Source organism: Bordetella genomosp. 4, assembly GCF_002261185.1.
Lineage (GTDB): Bacteria > Pseudomonadota > Gammaproteobacteria > Burkholderiales > Burkholderiaceae_B > Bordetella_A.
Window position 1 is genome coordinate 121,944 of sequence record NZ_NEVQ01000017.1, and the last position, 18,840, is coordinate 140,783.

15 protein-coding genes are annotated in these 18,840 nt (G+C 59.7%); 3 read left to right on the forward strand and 12 right to left on the reverse strand.

The features are described from left to right. Positions 1-220: 220 nt before the first annotated feature. Both CAL20_RS17870 and CAL20_RS17875 read right to left on the reverse strand, forming a co-directional pair. Complete coding sequence (locus CAL20_RS17870) at positions 221-1,429, reverse strand: CaiB/BaiF CoA transferase family protein (protein ID WP_094822248.1); 1,209 nt, start codon at positions 1,427-1,429, stop codon at positions 221-223. 85 nt (positions 1,430-1,514) lie between these two features. After that, positions 1,515-2,384 (reverse strand): HpcH/HpaI aldolase/citrate lyase family protein, encoded by an 870-nt coding sequence (locus CAL20_RS17875; RefSeq protein WP_094822249.1) that lies wholly within the window; start codon positions 2,382-2,384, stop codon positions 1,515-1,517. Positions 2,385-2,477: 93 nt separating this feature from the next. Between CAL20_RS17875 and CAL20_RS17880 the strand changes: the two genes are divergently transcribed. Further along, positions 2,478-3,371, forward strand: a complete 894-nt coding sequence (locus CAL20_RS17880) for a LysR family transcriptional regulator (protein ID WP_094822250.1) — start codon at positions 2,478-2,480, stop codon at positions 3,369-3,371. A 3-nt stretch (positions 3,372-3,374) separates the two neighbouring features. Here the strand turns inward: CAL20_RS17880 and CAL20_RS17885 are convergent, their stop codons facing one another. Further along, positions 3,375-4,097, reverse strand: coding sequence for a hypothetical protein (locus CAL20_RS17885; RefSeq protein WP_143277082.1), 723 nt, complete (start codon positions 4,095-4,097; stop codon positions 3,375-3,377). A gap of 184 nt (positions 4,098-4,281) precedes the next feature. Continuing rightward, positions 4,282-5,610, reverse strand: a complete 1,329-nt coding sequence (gene aceA, locus CAL20_RS17890) for an isocitrate lyase (RefSeq protein ID WP_094822252.1) — start codon at positions 5,608-5,610, stop codon at positions 4,282-4,284. Positions 5,611-6,035: 425 nt separating this feature from the next. On the opposite strand from aceA, the gene queF reads away from it, so the two are divergent. Further along, positions 6,036-6,857: an NADPH-dependent 7-cyano-7-deazaguanine reductase QueF gene (queF, locus tag CAL20_RS17895; RefSeq protein WP_094838611.1), complete on the forward strand. Its 822-nt coding sequence runs from the start codon at positions 6,036-6,038 to the stop codon at positions 6,855-6,857. 887 nt (positions 6,858-7,744) lie between these two features. Here queF and CAL20_RS17900 read toward each other — a convergent pair. The 6 genes from CAL20_RS17900 to CAL20_RS17925 all read right to left on the reverse strand — a co-directional run bounded on the left by CAL20_RS17900 (position 7,745) and on the right by CAL20_RS17925 (position 15,692). After that, a complete protein-coding gene (locus CAL20_RS17900; protein ID WP_094838549.1) occupies positions 7,745-10,075 on the reverse strand; it encodes a molybdopterin guanine dinucleotide-containing S/N-oxide reductase in 2,331 nt (776 codons plus the stop codon). 59 nt (positions 10,076-10,134) lie between these two features. Next, the gene (locus CAL20_RS17905; protein WP_094838550.1) at positions 10,135-11,130 is read right to left on the reverse strand and encodes a tripartite tricarboxylate transporter substrate binding protein; all 996 of its coding nucleotides are present in this window, start codon (positions 11,128-11,130) and stop codon (positions 10,135-10,137) included. Positions 11,131-11,193: 63 nt separating this feature from the next. After that, on the reverse strand, positions 11,194-12,228 hold the full coding sequence (locus CAL20_RS17910) for a M14 family metallopeptidase (protein WP_094822265.1): 1,035 nt from the start codon (positions 12,226-12,228) through the stop codon (positions 11,194-11,196). 29 nt (positions 12,229-12,257) lie between these two features. Then, positions 12,258-13,439 carry a cystathionine beta-lyase gene (gene metC / locus CAL20_RS17915; protein WP_094838551.1) on the reverse strand — a complete coding sequence of 394 codons (1,182 nt, stop codon included), beginning with the start codon at positions 13,437-13,439 and terminating at the stop codon, positions 12,258-12,260. A gap of 41 nt (positions 13,440-13,480) precedes the next feature. Next, positions 13,481-15,058, reverse strand: a complete 1,578-nt coding sequence (locus CAL20_RS17920; protein WP_179266696.1) for a rhodanese-like domain-containing protein — start codon at positions 15,056-15,058, stop codon at positions 13,481-13,483. A gap of 46 nt (positions 15,059-15,104) precedes the next feature. Beyond that, positions 15,105-15,692, reverse strand: a complete 588-nt coding sequence (locus CAL20_RS17925; protein ID WP_094822268.1) for a cysteine dioxygenase family protein — start codon at positions 15,690-15,692, stop codon at positions 15,105-15,107. A gap of 107 nt (positions 15,693-15,799) precedes the next feature. Here CAL20_RS17925 and CAL20_RS17930 point away from each other — a divergent pair, with 107 nt between their 5' ends. After that, the gene (locus CAL20_RS17930) at positions 15,800-16,723 is read left to right on the forward strand and encodes a LysR substrate-binding domain-containing protein (protein WP_094822269.1); all 924 of its coding nucleotides are present in this window, start codon (positions 15,800-15,802) and stop codon (positions 16,721-16,723) included. Positions 16,724-16,814: 91 nt separating this feature from the next. Here the strand turns inward: CAL20_RS17930 and CAL20_RS17935 are convergent, their stop codons facing one another. Next, entirely contained in the window at positions 16,815-18,101 is a 1,287-nt protein-coding gene (locus CAL20_RS17935) for an MFS transporter (protein ID WP_094822270.1), read from the reverse strand. Between the two features lie 144 nt (positions 18,102-18,245). After that, entirely contained in the window at positions 18,246-18,818 is a 573-nt protein-coding gene (pgsA, locus tag CAL20_RS17940; protein ID WP_094822271.1) for a CDP-diacylglycerol--glycerol-3-phosphate 3-phosphatidyltransferase, read from the reverse strand. Between the last annotated feature and the right edge of the window lie 22 nt (positions 18,819-18,840).

An 18,840-nucleotide genomic window follows, 5' to 3' on the forward strand; every position in this document is an offset into this window, starting at 1 on the left:
ATTTTACGTGTTCAATTTCTGCGCGTCGTTCCATAAAAATGGGAACATTATTCCGTCAGGCTGACTAATCGCTCGCTATCGAGCAAGGATAGCGTGGCTCACTACGGCCTGCCGGGGCGCAAAAGTACCGTCGTCGCCCTGTCATGCCGCGATAGCCAAGGAAGCGTGCCGCCCCGCCGCGACGGGGGTGAAGCGTCCCCTCGCCGCGATCACCACCTCCTCAGAGCACAGCCCGTTGCGCTTTCAATGCGGCAATCTGTTCGGACGATAGCTCCAACTCCGCCAACACATCGTCGGCATGTTGACTAAAGGCAGGTGCCGCAAACGGTGCTGGCCCCGGCGTGCGGCCATACTTGATCGGATTCGCAAATCCGCGGTAATTCCCTACCACCGGATGCTCGTAATTCGCCACCATGCCCTCGGCCTGCACCTGCGGGAAATCGAACATGTCTTCGATAGTGCGGGCAGCGGCGCATGGCACCTCTTCGCCGAACAGGGCTTCCCACTCGAACGCACTGCGCGCCTGCAAGGCCTCGTGCAGACGCGGCACGATCTCGTCGCGATGCTCGGCGCGTTTACGCACCGAGTCATAGCGCGGGTTCGCCGCCAATTCGTCCAGACCGGTTTTCGCGCACAATGCTGTCCAGAAATGCGGCGTGTTCGCGGAGATATACAGATAGCCCTCGCGTGTAGGATGCAGACCTGTGATGCCGCCCGAGCGCATGTCGCGCCCGACCTCGCGCGGCTCGCCTTCTGCCCAGATCATGCGAGCGGACTGCATGGTCAAGGCACTGCGCAACAACGACACGCCCACGTACTGCCCACGTCCGCTGCGCTCACGTTCGTACAGCGCGGACGACACGCCGGAGGCCACCAGCGCTGCCGCGTAGTAATCCACAACGGAGCCATACAGGATCTCGGGCGGACCGTCGGCCTTGCCTTGCATCGCGCACATGCCTGTCATGGTCTGCAGGACCTGATCGTAGCCAGCTTTGTCTTTCAATGGGCCGGTATCTCCATAGCCCGTCACCGCGCAATAGATCAGGCGCGGGTTGATTTCCTGTAACTGTTCATATGCAATGCCCAATCGAGCCGGCACGCTGGGACGAAAGTTATGCACGAGAACATCCGCGCGGCTGGCCAGATCGCGCAGCACTTGCTGGGCCTCGGGCTGTTTCAGGTCCAGCGCCAGGCCCCGTTTGCTGCGATTGACGCCTAGAAATGCTCGGCTCTCGGATTCGAGGGATGACGGATATTTGCGCAGGTTGTCGCCGACGGGAGGTTCGATCTTGACGACGTCGGCGCCTTGGTCAGCCAGCAGCGAGCAGCCATAGGGGCCCGCGATATAGGCGCTGAGGTCGAGTACGCGAACACCATGCAATGGGCCTTGGCCCTGTGGCGTCGCGGAATCAGGGGTAGATAAAGTCATCGAGTGTTCCGGGAAGTGTCGGTGTCCATACCGAGAAGGAAAGGGGTGCAGCGCAAGGCTGTAAATACCATGTCGTCAGCCCGCTTCACGACGGCAGCAAGCCAGAACGCTTTGCCGTTTCCACAATCGCCTCGGCACGTCGCACGAAGGGCGGATCGATCATTTTTCCATCGACCACATAGGCGCCGACGCCTCGCGCATCCGCATCGCGCGCGGCCTCGACTACACGTACGGCATGAGCGATTTCCTCGTCGCTGGGGCGAAACGCCGCGTTCGCCAAGGCGACCTGACTGGGATGGATGCAGCTTTTACCCAAGAATCCCAAACGACGCGCCAACTCGGCCTCGGCCTGAAAACCCTCGGTATCGCGAATGTCGGCAAAGGCCGAGTCATAGGCAAACACGCCCGCCTCGCCAGCGGCGAGCCGCAATGTAAACATGGCCTGCTTGACCGCGCTGGGCTCGCGCCGCGCAATCCCCAGCGGCTCGAACAGATCACCCAAACCCAGTTGCAACCCCGCCACGCGCGGATCGGCAGCGGCCAGATCGGCTGCGCAACGCAACGCGCGCGGCGATTCGATATTGAGCAGCAGACGGATCGGCTGTGTCACCCCATTGGCGCTTTCGGCCTCGGCCAGCACACGTGCGGCTTCGCGGATTTGCTCGACTTCTTCGGCCTTGGGCAAGTTCAGCATATGCAGTCCGGGGCGCGCCACAGCCTGCACGTCGGCCAGGAAGTACGGCGTATCCATGGCATTGACCCGCACGATCAGCGTTTTTTCGGTGACCTGCGCCTCCGGCGAGGCGAGCCATTGCGCCAATTGCTGGCGCGCCTCATCTTTGCGATCGGCCGCGACCGAGTCCTCCAGGTCAAACGACAAGGAATCCGCCTGCCCCGCCAAGGCTTTGGCGTACAACTCGGGCCGCGAGGCCGGGACGAAAAGTTTGCTTCTCATTGTGATCATCCTAGTGAGTCCAGCTCCACATACTAGGACAGCCGACTGATGATATAAAGTGAGGAATATTAATCCGCTAAGTGAGTTTTTCTCATGAAGATCGAGGCCTTTCGCACACTGGGCGCCGTGCTGCGCGGCGGCAGTTTTGCGGCTGCAGCGGCGGATATGAACCTGTCGCCCAGCGCAGTCAGCCTGCAGATGAAGCAGATGGAGGAATATTTTGGCCAGCCGCTGTTTGACCGCTCTGCCCTGCAGGCACGGCCCAATGCTTTTGCCGAAGAGGTCGACGAGGTATTGCGCGAAACGTTCGCCAAGCTGGATGCGCTGCGCCGCCGCAGTTCGCCCACCGTATCGGGCACCGTACGATTGGGCATCATCGAGCCGTTGCAGGTCACGCTGCTGCCTCCGATGCTGCGGTGGGTGCGAGAGCATTATCCCCAACTGGATGTGCGTCTGGTGCGCGGGCGGGGCGTGGAGCTGGTAGAAAAACTCAAGACCGGCGAGTTGGATGCCGCGGTCGTGACCCAACCCGAATCGGGCGGCTCGCGCCGCCTGGCCTGGACACCGTTATTCCGAGAGCCCTTGGTCGCCATTGCTCCGCCAGACTCCACCGAAGAGACCTTGAGCGAGCTGCTGCATCAGCACGAATGGATCCGCTTTGACAAAACCACGATCGGCGGTGGGTTGGCAGCGCGCTATGTCGCCCAGCACGCTCCTCACGCGCGCTGCCGGCTGGAGCTGCAGTCCCTGGCCGCGTTGACCGCCCTGGTGTCCGAGGGTTTGGGAGTGTCTGTTCTGCCGGACCCCGGACCGCAGGTATATGCAGTACATCCCGTGCGAGTATTGTCTTTGGGCAAACAGGGGCCGGCGAGACAGATGTCCTTCGTCTGCCGGCAATCGGATCAAGAGAACCGTTTGGTGCAAGCGTTACGGTCAGGTGCCAAGGCAGCGCATGCGCGACGCACGGGTCTGAGCATCAGAGGCTGACGTTCAAGGGCTTTTGTTGCGCCAGTACGGCCCGTCAAACCCTGCACACAGTTGGTCGAATATATTCTGCGTGGCATTGTTGGGCCGCGACATCTGGCCGGCCTTGTCGATGCGCAAACTCGACCGCTGCAACTCGACGCGCTCGCCCTGCGGCCGCTTTGCGTTGCGGATTACGTTGACGAATTGAATCTCGCCATCGTGGTCTTCGATATTCAGTTCCAGCCAGAGATCCGGTCGGCTCATGGTGGACAAGCTGTAGTACAGCACATTGATGAGCGGCAGATAGCGCTGCGCTCTCACAGGGGCGCAATCGACGCGGTAATCACGCACCACCTGCTCGGCGCGGCTGCTCTGAAAATGAATGCGCGTATCGTATTTCGCGGCGAGCGCGGCGGCGAAAGCATCAGGATCGCTGTCCTCTTTCACCTGCAATTCGAGCCAATCGCAACTGGCTTTCTTCAAGTAGAAATAGTGACTGCGGGGAACACCATCCGCGCCTTGAGTCACCACGATCGCGCCGCCGCCGTTCAAGATTATCTTGGCATGCGCACGCGTGTCCGTACCATTCAAGCGCTGCGGAATGCCTCGCGGAAACGTCTCGCAAGAGGATGTGCTGGCGCCAGCGCGATAAACCGGATTGGTGTAGAACGCATCCAAGGCATCGGCCTGCACGCTGGCCGCCGTCAATAGCGTCATTGCCGACAGCACCGCACTGCTTATTCTCATTCCATACTCCCGGGCATACCACGCTCACAATGAGCAGCATCCAGCAACGCTGCTCATCAAAAGCAGCACGCGAGCATGGGATTAAACACTAAAAAAACAGCCCGACGGCAAAAAAACGGGATGCCCGCAGGCATCCCTAACCACCCTACTACAGCAAACTAAAACTCAAACGATCCGTATCCGATCAAGCCGCACGCACTTGCGCCACGGGTTCGTCATGATGGAACTGCGCCTCTTCGGTCGAGCCGGTCAAGGCCGTGGTGGACGACTTGCCGCTCTCGATGGTTTGCGTGACTGCATCGAAATAGCCCGTGCCGACTTCGCGTTGGTGCTTGACGGCGGTAAAGCCCAGATCGGCAGCGGCAAATTCCTTTTGCTGCAGCTCTACAAAGGCGCTCATCTGGCGTCGGGCATAGCCATGTGCCAACTCGAACATGCCGTAATTCAGGGCGTGGAAACCGGCCAACGTGATGAACTGGAACTTGTAGCCCATGGCGCCGAGCTCGCGCTGGAACTTGGCCACCGTTGCGTCGTCCAGGTTCTTTTTCCAGTTGAACGATGGCGAGCAGTTATAGGCCAACAGCTTGCCCGGGAATTGACGATGCACGGCCTCGGCAAATTTACGGGCATATTCCAGATTGGGCGTCGAGGTTTCGCACCAGATCAAATCTGCGTAAGGCGCATAGGCCAGACCGCGCGAGATGGCCTGATCGATACCCGCCTTGGTGCGGAAAAAGCCCTCCACCGTGCGCTCACCGGTGATGAAGGGACGATCGTTTTCGTCCACATCGCTCGTCACCAGATCCGCAGCGTCCGCATCCGTACGGGCCAGGACCACAGTCGGCGTGCCCATGACGTCGGCAGCCAGACGGGCCGACACCAATTTGGACACGGCCTCACGGGTGGGCACCAGAACCTTGCCGCCCATGTGGCCACATTTCTTCACCGATGCCAATTGATCCTCGAAGTGCACGCCAGCAGCGCCCGCGTCGATCATGGCTTTCATCAGTTCAAATGCGTTGAGCACGCCACCAAACCCCGCCTCGGCATCGGCCACGATAGGAGCGAAATAATCGATGTAGCCCTCGTCGCCGGGGTTCTTGCCTTCCATCCATTGGATCTGATCGCAACGTGACAAGGCGTTGTTGATACGGCGAACCACCTGCGGCACCGAGTTGACGGGATACAGCGATTGATCGGGATACATCTCACCGGCCAAGTTCGCGTCACCCGCGACCTGCCAGCCTGACAGATAGATGGCCTTCAGACCAGCCTTCACCTGTTGCATGGCTTGGTTACCCGTCATTGCACCCAGCGAGTTCACAAAGGGCTCGCTATGCAGGAGCTCCCACAAACGGGTCGCACCGCGATGGGCCAGCGTATGCGCCACCGGCACAGAGCCGCGCAGACGGATGACATCCTCGGCGCTATAGCTGCGCTTGATGCCCTGCCACCGGGTGTTTTCCGCCCAGTCTTTCTGCAGATTACGGATTTCGGTTTCGCGATTGCTCATGACATGCTCCTGAAAAAACAAAAGACACAAAGAGAAGAAACACAGAGAAAAACTCGAATTCAGTGGCGGACATTTGCGTTGCCTGAGCAACAAACCGGATGATCTGAACCGGAGTGACGCCGTCGGTATTGCGTCTGATCATTCCGCGCCGCGTTGGATAAAAGTCTATGCCTATGTTGCGGAGCAAGGCGAGTTTGCATCTTATACAAGACTAAAAATATTATTCTTTAAAATCAGCGACTTAAAAGTTTGTTTTTATATTATGAAACGACTTTGCCGTCTATGAAATGCGACCTCGCTGCTGTGCAGCAGCTACTTTCATATGGCGAAGAACGCTTTTCACAATATGAAAAATCAGACCTTCCGGAGGGCCTAAAATGCAGGTTCCGAACGTTGTCCCCGACGTTGCCTTTGATTGCTGCTCCATGTCTTTAGCCAATGCCCCGCTGGGCCACCATGTCGACTACCCGTCGCAATACGACGCCAGCCTGCTCTTTCCTATTGCGCGCGCGCACAATCGCGCCAGCCTGAATCTGGCCGCAACGCTGCCTTTTGCTGGCGTGGATATCTGGAATGCCTATGAGCTCTCGTGGCTGGATCGCAAGGGCAAGCCCCAGATCGGGATGGCCACGTTCACCGTGCCCGCCGACAGCCCGAACATCATCGAGTCCAAGTCGTTCAAGCTGTATTTGAATTCGTTCAATCAAACTCGCCTGGATAGCGCACAGCAATTGCGTGACCACCTGGTGCACGATCTGTCTGTCGCGGCGGGCGGCGAGGTTGGTGTGGACTTGATCCTGCCCGAACGCTTCGCCGCGCTGACTATCAGCGAACTCGAGGGCGAGAATCTGGATGCTCTGGATATCGAGATTGAAACCTATACGCCTGATGCTGCGCTCTTGCGCTGTGCCGACGGCCCTGCAGTGTCTGAAACATTGACCTCGCGCCTGTTGAAGTCCAACTGCCCTGTCACCGGGCAACCCGATTGGGCCAGTGTACAAATCCGCTACCGCGGCCAGCCGCTGGATCGCGCCGCGCTACTGCGCTATATCGTGTCGTTTCGCAATCATGCGGAGTTTCACGAACATTGTGTGGAACGGATTTTCACCGACATCATGGCTACTTGCCGGCCCGAGCAGCTGACGGTGTATGCGCGCTATACGCGGCGTGGGGGGCTGGATATCAATCCGTGGCGGAGTAATACGGGGGAGTCTGCACCTCGAGATGTGCGGATGGCCCGGCAGTAGCGGGGGGTATGAGCCAGGGTGTTCTAGTGGGTATCGGGGCGGGGTGGATGGGATTATGAGTTCTATTGGACGTCGAGGCGGGGCAGTGACCGTGTTGGCGCTTCACGGAGTCGGTCGGCCGCCTGCGCGGCCGACACCGCTTTGTCAACCTCGTCGCTACGCTCCTTCGGTTTCCCTCGCTCGACTCCGAGGCGCGCCAACACGGTCACTGCCCCGCCTCGACTCGCAGAATCTCTGATTCCCTCCGTCGCTGGCACGACTGGTCTTCGTAGGCTTCGTAGGAACTGGCGTTTGCAAGGATGAAGATCTTGCGGGGCTGCTATTCATTGGCGCCTACGGGCGCGCCAATGAATAGCGTTCGTGATCTGCATGCGAAGGTTTTGGCATCGGAGATGAACAGAAGATCTCTCGAGCTACGATTTCGTTATACCTAGAGATGAACTGCGCATCAGCGTCGCATGCACCAACTCTAGCCAAGCAGATCTTCCAAACTGGCACCACGCCACCCCGCCGCATGCCCGGACCGATCGCCATTTTCGGGGGGGCAGGGCACCCGAAAATGGCAGCACTGCAAGATCTTCCTCTTTGCCAACACGGTCACAGAAAAACGCCAAGCAAGAAAACCGTGCCAGCGATGTGATGAGCTTGAATTACTGCGAGTCGAGCCGAGGCCATCGGGCCGTGAGGGCGCCTCAAAGCCGAGTGGAGCGGAGGCTGAAGGGAGGCCCGTAGGGGCCGGACGAAGCGAGCGAACACGATGTCCGGCGCCCGCGCGCCGGACCGGCTTTGTGAAGCCCTCACGGCCCGATGGCCTCGGCTCGACGTCCAATAAGCACGCCAACGCCCATAAGAACATCAACGTCCTAAACCTCTGAAGTGCGTTATGGCTACGTCCCCAACTCTGGCGGTTCGTACGCACGTATCGGTGGTACCGGGCCATCATAACGCTCGAGTTGTACAGCCGTCAGTTGCCCAGTGCACCCTTGCGCCAAAGAAGACGTGCCGACGTCTCGTGTCAGCATATTGGGATTACCGTGAACACACATCGGCCGCTCGTCCGCCGGATCCAGTGGATCGAACCACGCCCCCGTCGGCAACTGCACTACCCCCTGCATGATGCTATCGGTGACGTGCGCGGCCGCCAAACAAGCGCCGCGCGTGTTAAACAAACGCACGATATCGCCGTCAGAAATCCGGCGGCTCAGCGCATCAGCCGGATGCACTCGGCACACTTCGCGGCCATGGCGTTTGCATGATGCACTATGCGCACCAAAATCCAATTGGCTATGCAGCCGAGTCGCGGGCTGGTTCGCCACCAGATAAAGCGGATGCTCGTTATCAGGAACATCAGCAGGCTCGATCCACGCGGGATATCCGAGACAGTCACGATAGCCAAACGACGCCACGGTCGGTGAACTGATCTGGACCTTGCCGCTGGGTGTAGGCAGAGGATGCTGATCCGGATCTTGGCGAAACGCACGCAGCATTCCACCGTCATCCGGCGATTGCGGCAACACCAATTCACCGCGCTGCCAGAAGGTATCAAAATCCGGAGCATCCTCGCCCCGTTCGATCAATGCAGCACGCGTCGTTTCATAGATATGCCGCAGCCACTCACGGCTGCTGCGTCCTTCTGTAAAAGCCTCGCGCCGCCCAAGCCTTTCTGCCAGATCCGCAAAAATCTCGTAATCATCCCGCGCCTGACCCACCGGCGGTGCGATACGGTGCATCGCCACCATCAACGGGTCCGTGGGCGTGGCGCCGATATCCTCGCGTTCCAGCGTCATCGTGCACGGCAAGACAATATCGGCATGCCGAGCCGTCGCGGTCCAGACGCATTCGTGCACGATGAACGTGTCAAGCGTGCGGAATGCCTCGCGCAAACGCGTCAGATCCTGGTGATGATGAAACGGGTTACCGCCAGCCCAATACGCTAGGCGCACATGGGGATATCTCAAACGCTGGCCGTTATAGTCAAACGTCTCGCCGGGATGAAGCAGCATATCGGCAATGCGCGCGACCGGGATATAGGCGTCTACGCTATTACGCCCCTGAGGGAACGCTGCGATCGGTACGGCATTGTTGCGCTTGCCATAATGCGCCAGCGTGCCCAGAGCGTAGTTGTATCCCCCTCCTGGCAAGCCCAGCTGACCCAACGCTGCAGCCAGCACCACACCTAACCAAACGGGTTGCTCGCCATGCTCGGCACGCTGCAGGGAATGAGACACCACCACCAGCACCCGTTTGGATGCCAGAGAGCGAGCCAACGCAATAATATCGTTCTCAACGAGCCCCGTCACGCCAGCGGCCCAGGAGGCATCCTTGGGCTGTCCATCTGTCTGCCCCGATAAATACGCCTGAAAATTTTCCCAACCGTCGCAATAACGCGCGAGAAACTCGCAATCATGCAGATTCTCGCTAACCAGTACGTGCAACAGCCCCAACATCAACGCCGTATCCGTTCCCGGCCGCACAGGGAGCCAGCGGGGCTGCGCCTCCTCAGGCAAATCCTCACGCAATGGACTGACGCAAATAAAACGGCAGCCGCGGCGTGCAGCGCGACCCATCGCGTCGCGTTCGATGTGGCGGCTGATCCCGCCGCTGGCTACTTGGGTATTGCGCACAGCCATGCCGCCGAATGCCAACACGACCTCGGTATGCTCGACGATCTGCTCCCACGTCACATTGCGGCGCGCAACCGCATCCAGCGGTCCCAATACGTGCGGCATGATGACCGCTGATGCACCGGCGCTATAGTTGTTGACGGAACGGACATAACCGCCCAGCACCGTGTTCAGGAATCGATGCACTTGGCTTTGTGCATGATGGAATCGCCCGGCGCTGGACCAACCGTACGAGCCGCCAAAGATACTTTCCAATCCATAGGTATCGCGCTGGCGTTGCAACTCGCGCGCAACCAGATCCAATGCCTCGTCCCACGACACCTGCACGAATGTGTCGTTGCCGCGCGCACGGTCTGCGCCCGGCCCCCGGCTCAACCATCCCCGCCGCACCATAGGCGCCGTGACTCTGGCCGTATGGCGCAATGCGTTGGTGAAGTTATTGATCAGCGGACTCGGATCCGGATCGCCTGGATGCGGACGCACCTTTACGTGATGACCGTCAAAGCTCGCAAAAAACGTCCCCCAGTGAGAACTGTGCGGACCTTCAGCAGCACCTGGGGCAACGAAAGAATGGGAACGGGGAGCAGACGCCATGACGCGATATACCTGAAAAGAAAGACAAGCCAGCCCGTCGGGCTGGCTTTGCGGGGCAACTATTCTGCACGCATGTCAGCTTGTTGAACCAATTTCCCCCATTTTGCCCGCTCCGTCGCCATCAACTGGCCAAAGCCCTGAGGCGTACTCGAAGTGGCCTCCATGCCCGCAGCGGCAAGCCGGTCACGGACCTCGGGCTGAGCCATGGCCTCGACCAGTGCCTCGTTGAGCTGCTTGATGATCGGCGCCGGGGTACCCGCTGGAGCCACGATACCGTACCAATTCATCAGATCGTAGCCCGGGACGCCAGCCTCGGCCATGGTCGGCGTGTCGGGAAATAGCGGCGAGCGTTTCGATGTCGTGACGGCCAGCAGACGCAGTTTGCCCGAGTCGATCATCCCCTTGGCCGTCGGGTCGCAGAAGGTCAACGGTACCAGCCCCGCCATGACGTCGGTCAACGCAGGCGTCGTGCCCTTGTACGGCACGTGCATCATCTTCAGGCCTGTCATCATCTTGAACTGCTCGCCCGCGATTTGGCCTATCGTCGCCACACCACCGGAGGCATAGTTGATTTGTGCGTCAGGCTTTTTGGCCGCATCGACCAGGTCTTGAACTGTTTTATAAGGCGTATTGGGCGAGACCACGAGCAGGTTCGGCATCGTCACCAATGTGCTGATCGGGGCGAAGTCCTTGCTGGGGTCGTAGTTCAGCTTTCGCAAGTTCGGCCAGATGGTGAACGAACCCGGCGTGGCGATATACAAGGTATAGCCGTCCGGCGCCGACTTGGCCACGTACTCGGTTGCCGTCAGCCCCCCTGCCCCGGGACGATTTTCTACGATGACATTGGCCGACAACTTGGCCGCCAGTCCCGGCGCCACGGATCGCGCCAGCACATCCGCCCCACCGCCCGGCGGAAATCCGACAACGATGCGTACGGGGCGGCCTTCAGCTGGAAAACCAGCCGCTTGCGCCGCGGGCGCCACAGCAGTCAATGCGGTTGATACGATTGTTGCGGCCAGCATCATGCGGCCAGTGATAGTCACTAGGCTATTCATTGGACATTCCCCTTGATATATAGAACTGGCGCGATGTCGTGGACCGCGCCTGACTTGCCCCCGTCAGTGCCAGGATGGGACGGGTGTTGTCCCCTCTCGCCACTCCCAGGCTACAAATGCGAGACGCTCGCCGGTATGCACGACCGGATCCGACCGCAAGCCGATCAGGATGCCTTCGCGCGGCATGGGCGCCACTGGTGTCACAGTGCCATCGAGCGCGATGACATCGCCCAGCGACTCGCCTTGGGATACACGGTCGCCAGCGCAGAAACGCGGGACAAAGAGGCCGCCTTCGTCTGCCGTGATCCAACCGCGCTGCGACACCAGCTTCAGAGATTGAGCGGAATCGGCTGGCGCCGGCGCGCCGGGCAGAATCCCCATGCTGCGTGCAAGCGTACGGAAACCGACTTCGGCGCGTTCAATATTGTCAGGCTGATAACGATTGCCTGCCCCAAGTTCCAGCATAAAGGCGCAGATCCCCGAGTTCAGGCACTGGTAATCGAGAGCACCGGCAATGTTGCCAGGCAATTCGCCCTTGCCGCCGACATCTTGGCGGCACGCCAATGTGGGAAAGAAAGGCGCCATCGCTGCGAGCAGGTCATCTTCTTTTACCTGATCGTTGGGAGGCGTTTTATATACCGCGTAGGGACGCGAATCGAACAGCGGATTCATCGTGTGCAGATTGATCAGAACGTCTGCCACGCCACGTATTTCCTGCATCAGCACGTGTGCGACTCGCTCGGTGATCATGCCGTCCGCCTTGCCTGGATACGTTTGATCCAGATCCAGTTCGTCGTACGGATTGCGTTTGCGGCGCGCATCCAGCGCCTGCGGATTGCCCGTAGGGGTCACGACGAGATTGCCCGACATGACCGACGGATCCAGGCTGTTGGCAAAGCGCAGTGCGGCGACCATGCCGTTGATTTCGTCACCATGCACCTGCCCATGCAACCACAGCGTACGTCCCGGGCGCGCGCCTCGCACGGCGATATAAGGCAGAGACACATCTATGCCTGAAGCCATCGAGCCGACCCGCAACTTGCCGCTGTGGCGTGCGCCACCTTCGTTTTTTGCCAACCACTGACCAATGCTGCTCACGCTTTGCTCCTTGAAATTCCGTAGGTGGATCAATCGCGACTGATGGCGTCAAATGCTTGCCCGAGATCGGCAATCAAATCGTCCGGGCTTTCCAGACCGATATGCAGGCGCACAATGCAGCCGTGTCCCGACCAATCGGTCACGCTGCGCGCGCTGGGCAGATCCGCAGGCGTCACCAGGCTCTCGTATCCGCCCCATGAGGCGCCCAGCCCAAACAGCTCCAGACTATCGATCCATTGATCCGCGGCCTCGCGTGTCACCTGCGGCTGAAACTCGAACGACAACAGTCCGTTCGTGCCCGTGCAATCGCGTTTCCAGATGTCATGTCCCGGATGTTCCGGCAATGCCGGGCAAAACACCGCACGGACATCAGGGCAGCTTTGCAGATAGCCCGCCACTCGCAATGCATGTTGCTCGTGCATGGCCAGACGCGCGGCCAGGCTGCGAATGCCACGCAAAACCAGATAGGCATCATCGGGACTCACCGTCATGCCGAATGCGTCGCTGCGCGCCGACAAGGCGGGCCACGCTGCCTCGGTAGTCGCGACCGTCCCCATCATCACGTCGGAATGGCCGCTGAGATACTTGGTCGCCGCCATGACAGATACGTCTGCTCCCAACGCCAGAGGGCGATACTGACAACCGGAACCCCAAGTGTTGTCGCATACCAGCAGTGCATCATGACGATGCGCTATGTCGGCCAGCCTAGGCAAGTCGCACATCTCGTAAACCAATGAACCGGGACATTCGGCATAAATCATGCGCGTCGCCGGTTCGATTTTTCCCTCGACGTCTGAGCCGTCGGCTGCAAAGAACGTGCAACGAATCCGGTACGGCGCCAGAAACGACTCGGCCAATTTGCGCGCAGGCTCATACACTGCATCGGACATCAACAGATGGTCTCCCGGCTTGAGATACGAGAGCAGCGTCATCGCGATAGCCGCAAGACCCGTAGGAAATAGCCTGGTGCGATAAGCCCCCTCGAGTTCGCTCACTGCGTCCTCCAGCGCGAAGCCTGTCGGATTGCCTCGCGCACCATAGGTGAACACGCGTTCTCCCGAACGCCGCGCACGCAGGTCCCGCTGTTGAGCGACATTGTCAAACACGACGGTGCTGGCACGCACCACAGGCGGGTTGACAGGCGATCCCCCTTCATAAACGGGCGCTTTGCCCGTCTGCACCATGCGGGTCTGTAATTGCCGTTGCAACATGATGTCTTTCCTGTTCATAAGGAGATGAGGACGGATATCGATCAGGCGTCCGCCTGAAGCGATGGCAACCGAAACTCGGCCTTCTCGAGTTCATCGAGTTGCGAGATGAGGTTGATTTCCCATTCCAGATATTGGCGTGCTGCAGCCTTGTTGCCGCTGTGCCGGTCATGGACAAAAAACAAGTAGTCAATGCACTCGCTATCAGCGGGAGACTGCGGACTGGACTGCACGGGCAAGCCCGCATCGAGCCAGGCCTGCAATCCGCCAGCCAATATGCTTACCGGCGCGTCGAGCCGATTCAGCTCTATCGCTGCGCACGCCGCGACACCAGGCTCATCGGCCACCAGCACGATGGGTGCTTCGATAGCTTGTAGATCTGCGGTCAAACGCGGCCGTATTGACCAACGCGATCCGGGAATATGCCTCTGGCGAAAACGCATGCTGGAACCCACATCGATGATCACGGGCGCAGCGGGCTGCCGCAACTGCTCGGCCAGTGTTGCCGCGTCGATCTGGCCAAATTGCGGCATCTCTGAGGGGGCTGACTCCCTCAGCGCCAGGCCACTGGCCAGTCCGCCATCCAGCACATACACCTCGTGTCCCAACTGCCTCAGCCAACTGGCGACAACAGGCGCTCGCACGCCATCACTATCGAATAAAACCAGGCGCGCGCGACGCACACCGATGTACTGGTCAGTGGCCTGGATCAACTGGCCACCCGGCGTATGCACAGCGCCAGGCAAGGTGCCGGCAGCGTATTCCTCAGGCGTGCGGACGTCGCACAGGAAAAGCGACCGTTGCGCATCCTCATGCCAGCGCCGTACCGTCGGCGCATCGACCGTTGGCACCTCGTAACGTTTCGCCAATTCCTGAGCCGACCGCCTGATGGCCGGCAGATCATCGCTCGGCTCGCCATAACGCCGGCTCGCGCCATGGTCCAGCACCAGATCGTCCAACATCCAGCCCTGCGTACCACTTTGCAACGCGGAAACTCGATTGGGTAAACCCAGGTTGATCAGGGTCTGCGCGCCGATGATGCTGCGCGTACGGCCTGCACAGTTGATCACGATATGCGTTTTGTCGTTCGGCACGATACGCCGCACGCGATAGGCCAACTCACCGTTCGGGCAGCTCGTCGCGGTCGGAATCGACATCTTGCGATATTCCTCATAAGGCCGGCCGTCCAGCACGACAACATCCTCGCCCGCCTGCAACATGGCATTCAACTCGGTCGCGGTCACATGCGGTGTCTCGTAAATCTGTTCGACCAATTCGCCGAATGCCTTGGATGGCACATTCACGCCGGCATACAATGTGTAGCCTGCCGCTTGCCAGGCGGCTGTTCCGCCGTCGAGAACGTGCACGTTCGAATAGCCCAGATCCTCCAGCCGTTGCGCGGCCGCCTGAGCTACGCCTTGCCCATCATCATAGACAACGGTGCGCACCTGTTTGCGCGGCGCCAAACGTTGCACATCCAGCTCCAATCGGCTGTATGGCAACGTGATGCCATAGAACAGATGAGACTCGCCATACTGCCCATGCTCTCGGACATCAAAGAGCGCAATCTCTGCGCCGTCATGCAACCAGGACTTCAAGGTTTGGGCGTTAATTAAATGCATGTTCCACAACGAAAAGGTGAATGGATGAAAGGCACTGCTTGCTGGATCAACGGCGCGTCTGAACGCCGATCGACATCGTTTCGCACGTGCCTTTTTCCAGGTCATAGCCTGTACGCTGGGTCAATGTTTCCAACGCGCGCCCATAGAGATGCAGATGACGGATGACTTGGCCGGGCAGAATCTCCACCGAATGAATGTCCTCGGGCATCAGCGCAATCCCCGTCCCTGGCTCTACCATGACCTGGCCGGACTCCCGCAACTGTGCGCGTCCGGGCACGCTGCCGTCGTCCAGGCGCTCATAGACGCGATTGAGCTCTACCCCCTCGACGGCACTGATACAAGCCCAGGTCGTATGGTTGTGCGGCACGATGCGTTTACCTGGCCGCATGACGTTGAGATACAAGGCGTAACTTTGGTCCGGCTCTTCTGATATCAGATAGCGCGCCTGCAGCTCCCCATCTTGCGGCGCGGCAAACGCCTGTTCGCTCCACAATTCTGTGCGTGCGGCTAATCGATTTAACTGCGCCAGAATGCCGTCGAGCGCAGCTCGATTGAGCTCGCCCGCCTCTGCGATCTGTTTGACTTGCTCGATTGCGCTCTGTACCGCCTGGGTACGCTCTGCCGATACGCTCATGCTTTCACCCTTTGAAAAGTTTTCGAACTGCGTTGATTGAAATATAGGCACAGACGCAGGGCGAAACAATCTAGAATCGAGTCGAAATCGATTAGAAAAACTGATATATGCAGACACTAGACCTCGACACCTTGAGAACGCTGACCGTCATCCAGGAACAGGGCGGCTTTGCGGCTGCGGCCGTTCATCTGGGCCGAACGCAGTCCGCCGTTTCGCAACAGATGCAGCGGCTCGAAAGCCAACTGGGCCGCGCCATCTTTGAACGCCGCGGGCGGCAAAAGCGCCTGACCTCGCACGGCGAGCGGCTGCTGGACTACGCGCGTCACCTGCTGTCGGTCAACGACGAAGCCTTACGCAACCTGCAACAGGGCAGCCTGGAGGGCGTGCTGCGCATCGGCGCGCCGCACGATGTGGCCGACAACATGCTTCCACCGCTGCTTGCCCAGATCGCCCGTCATTCGCCGCTGCTGCAAATCGATATTCACGTGGGGCGCAGCCCGTTTCTGATGGAATCTCTGCATCGCGGCGAGATCGACATGACGATTTCGAACCGTCACGACCCTACGCTGGAGGGCGTCGTTCTGCGCACTTCTCCCACGGTATGGGTCTGCTCCTCCAGCTATGTGCTGGACAATACCAAACCTATTCCCCTGGTCCTGGCGGACGGTCCCAGCCTGTTCCGGCGCCTGGCTCAGGAGGCGCTGGACGACGCCGGCATTCGCTGGTCGCCCAGCTATACATCATCGAGCCTGATAGGAATCAAGGCAGCCCTGCGCGCCGGGCTGGGGGTGACCGCGCGAGGTATTGAGCTGATCGGCACGGATTTCCGCGTATTGGGAGAAAACGACGGCATGCCGCGTCTGCCCGATGTTGAGTATTACTTATTCGTGCGTAATAACGTGGTACGGCCGCTGACTCGACGAGTTTTTGACATGCTCAAGAGCAATATGCGGCTGCTGCGCAGCGCCGATCGAGAGAATCGCCCGGGGGATGTGCTGGGCGACGGAAATCATGTCCGCTTTGCGGTCTGACGGCGTTTGCGCAAACGCCTTTGGGAATTTGCGTCAAAGTGACAAGCCTGGCACGCGCAAGCGCGGCAAAAGCATCGGGCTCCGTCCCCCATTAACGCGCCGCGGCCGCCAGCGGCGCGCTCGCCTTGCGCGCTTGCACGGCGATCCACTGTGCCAGCAAGGCTGCGACGGCAAATGCGATGCCCGCTCCGATCCAGGGGCCGTGACTCATCCCGGCATCCAGCAGCAGGCCGAATCCCAATGGGCCCAGCGCTGATCCCACATCCATGCCCGAGTAGACCAGGCCATACACGGAGCCCGTCGCGCCCTTTGGCGTAACGCGCCGGATCAGCATATCGCGCGAGGGGGCAGCGACGCCAGAACAAAAGCCGGCCAGACCCACGACTAATGCTGCCCAGCCAGGAGGCACCATTCCCAGGGCGAGCACTACCAAGGTAACGCCAGCCAGGATCAGCGCCACCGTGACGGTCAACTCGGTGCGCGGGTTGGCGGACACGAGAAAACCTCCTGCCGCCATCCCGAGAGCCGAGGCCACCATATACCCGGACAGCGCCGAGCTGGCGACCACTTTTGACAAGTTATACAACTCGCCCAAGAGCGGAATCGTGTAGTTCTGGACTGAGGACAATGCAATTGACGTAAAGGCGAAAAACAGAAAGGCGCCCCACAATGCGGGCTTGGCCAGCAAGGTCATCAAGGTCGTCAATACGCTTTCTTGAGGCGCAGGCGTGCTCGGTGTTGCCTTGGTCTGAACCGTGTCGGATGCAGGAGGGTTGCCTCCCAACAGGTCGCGCCCCACGACTGCCAGCATCAACACCACAGCCACCAGACCCGCTGCGCTGAATGCCGCCACGCGCCAGTCGGCCAGCAGCGTGATCGAGGTGATGAAAACCGGCGTCAACGCCCACCCCAAATTGCCCGTCAGCCCGTGCGTACTGAAAGCGTGACCCAACCGTGCCGGACTGACGCGATGGTTGATGATGGAATAGTCGGCGGGGTGGAATACCGAGTTGCCTATGCCGCCGATCACTGCTGCTGTCAGCAGCATCAGGTAACCATTGGCCGCCCCGATCAAGACGCCCGACAAGACAAAACACGTCAGCCCGAACCACAGCACGGGTCTGGCGCCAATGCGATCCACTACAAAACCGGACGATGCCTGCCCTACGCCCGAGACGACATAAAACGTCGAGACCAGCAGCCCGAGCCGAGCAAAATCCAGATCAAACGCCGTGCCCAAGGATACATACAGCGAAGGCAGCACCAACTGAAAGAAATGCGATGAGGCGTGCACGACACCGATCAACAGGATCGTCAGCCAATCGCGGCGGCGAAGATCAGGGGAATCCAGCGTAACGGTATCTGCAGCGGAATGCATGGCAAGCAAAACTCATCTCAACGCACAAAGCGCGGCTCGCGCAGCGCTACTGCGTAAATATTATTGTCGAGATCTCAGCCGCGATATCGGTTATTGAATTCGCCGCGATGCTGGAATCCCGACCCTCCTTAAAGCCTGGCTCGTCTATTGAGATTTTTCACGAATGGCGGGCCAGGCGCGTTGCAAGTAATAGAACATCGACCACACCGTCAGCACGGCCGCAATCACAATCAATATATCGCCCAGGAGCCGGCTCGACATCCCGAACAACGGTTGATCGTAGAGCAGGCACGGGATGGCAACCATCTGCGCAGCGGTCTTGAATTTGCCCAGGCGGTGCACGGCGACGCTGGCGCTGGCGCCGATCTTGGCCATCCATTCCCGCAATGCCGAAATCGTGATCTCGCGCCCGATGATGATCAGCGAAATAAAGGCGTCTACCCTGCCGAGATCGAGCAGGACGATGAGCGCGGCGCACACCATGAGCTTGTCCGCCACGGGGTCCAGAAATGCGCCAAACGCCGAGGTCTGATTCCAGCGGCGGGCCAGCCAACCGTCAAACCAGTCGGTCAAGGCGGCAATGATAAAGGCCCAGGCGGCCAGAGTGTCGCGGGCAGGCTCAGACACCCAGCTGGTGGGCAGATAAAACAGCCCCACTACCAGCGGGATCATGGCGATGCGCAGCCACGTCAGAATAATCGGCACATTGATTGGCATAATGAACGTATGCTACATCACT

Coding starts and splice junctions, on each gene's coding strand:
- CAL20_RS17935 (WP_094822270.1), bottom strand. CDS start 18,101: ATGCATTCCGCTGCAGATACCGTTACGCTGGATTCCCCTGATCTTCGC.
- CAL20_RS17930 (WP_094822269.1), top strand. CDS start 15,800: ATGCAGACACTAGACCTCGACACCTTGAGAACGCTGACCGTCATCCAG.
- pgsA (WP_094822271.1), bottom strand. CDS start 18,818: ATGCCAATCAATGTGCCGATTATTCTGACGTGGCTGCGCATCGCCATG.
- CAL20_RS17900 (WP_094838549.1), bottom strand. CDS start 10,075: ATGGCGTCTGCTCCCCGTTCCCATTCTTTCGTTGCCCCAGGTGCTGCT.
- CAL20_RS17875 (WP_094822249.1), bottom strand. CDS start 2,384: ATGAGAAGCAAACTTTTCGTCCCGGCCTCGCGGCCCGAGTTGTACGCC.
- CAL20_RS17920 (WP_179266696.1), bottom strand. CDS start 15,058: ATGCATTTAATTAACGCCCAAACCTTGAAGTCCTGGTTGCATGACGGC.
- CAL20_RS17885 (WP_143277082.1), bottom strand. CDS start 4,097: ATGAGAATAAGCAGTGCGGTGCTGTCGGCAATGACGCTATTGACGGCG.
- CAL20_RS17905 (WP_094838550.1), bottom strand. CDS start 11,130: ATGAATAGCCTAGTGACTATCACTGGCCGCATGATGCTGGCCGCAACA.
- CAL20_RS17925 (WP_094822268.1), bottom strand. CDS start 15,692: ATGAGCGTATCGGCAGAGCGTACCCAGGCGGTACAGAGCGCAATCGAG.
- aceA (WP_094822252.1), bottom strand. CDS start 5,610: ATGAGCAATCGCGAAACCGAAATCCGTAATCTGCAGAAAGACTGGGCG.
- CAL20_RS17880 (WP_094822250.1), top strand. CDS start 2,478: ATGAAGATCGAGGCCTTTCGCACACTGGGCGCCGTGCTGCGCGGCGGC.
- CAL20_RS17870 (WP_094822248.1), bottom strand. CDS start 1,429: ATGACTTTATCTACCCCTGATTCCGCGACGCCACAGGGCCAAGGCCCA.
- queF (WP_094838611.1), top strand. CDS start 6,036: ATGTCTTTAGCCAATGCCCCGCTGGGCCACCATGTCGACTACCCGTCG.
- metC (WP_094838551.1), bottom strand. CDS start 13,439: ATGTTGCAACGGCAATTACAGACCCGCATGGTGCAGACGGGCAAAGCG.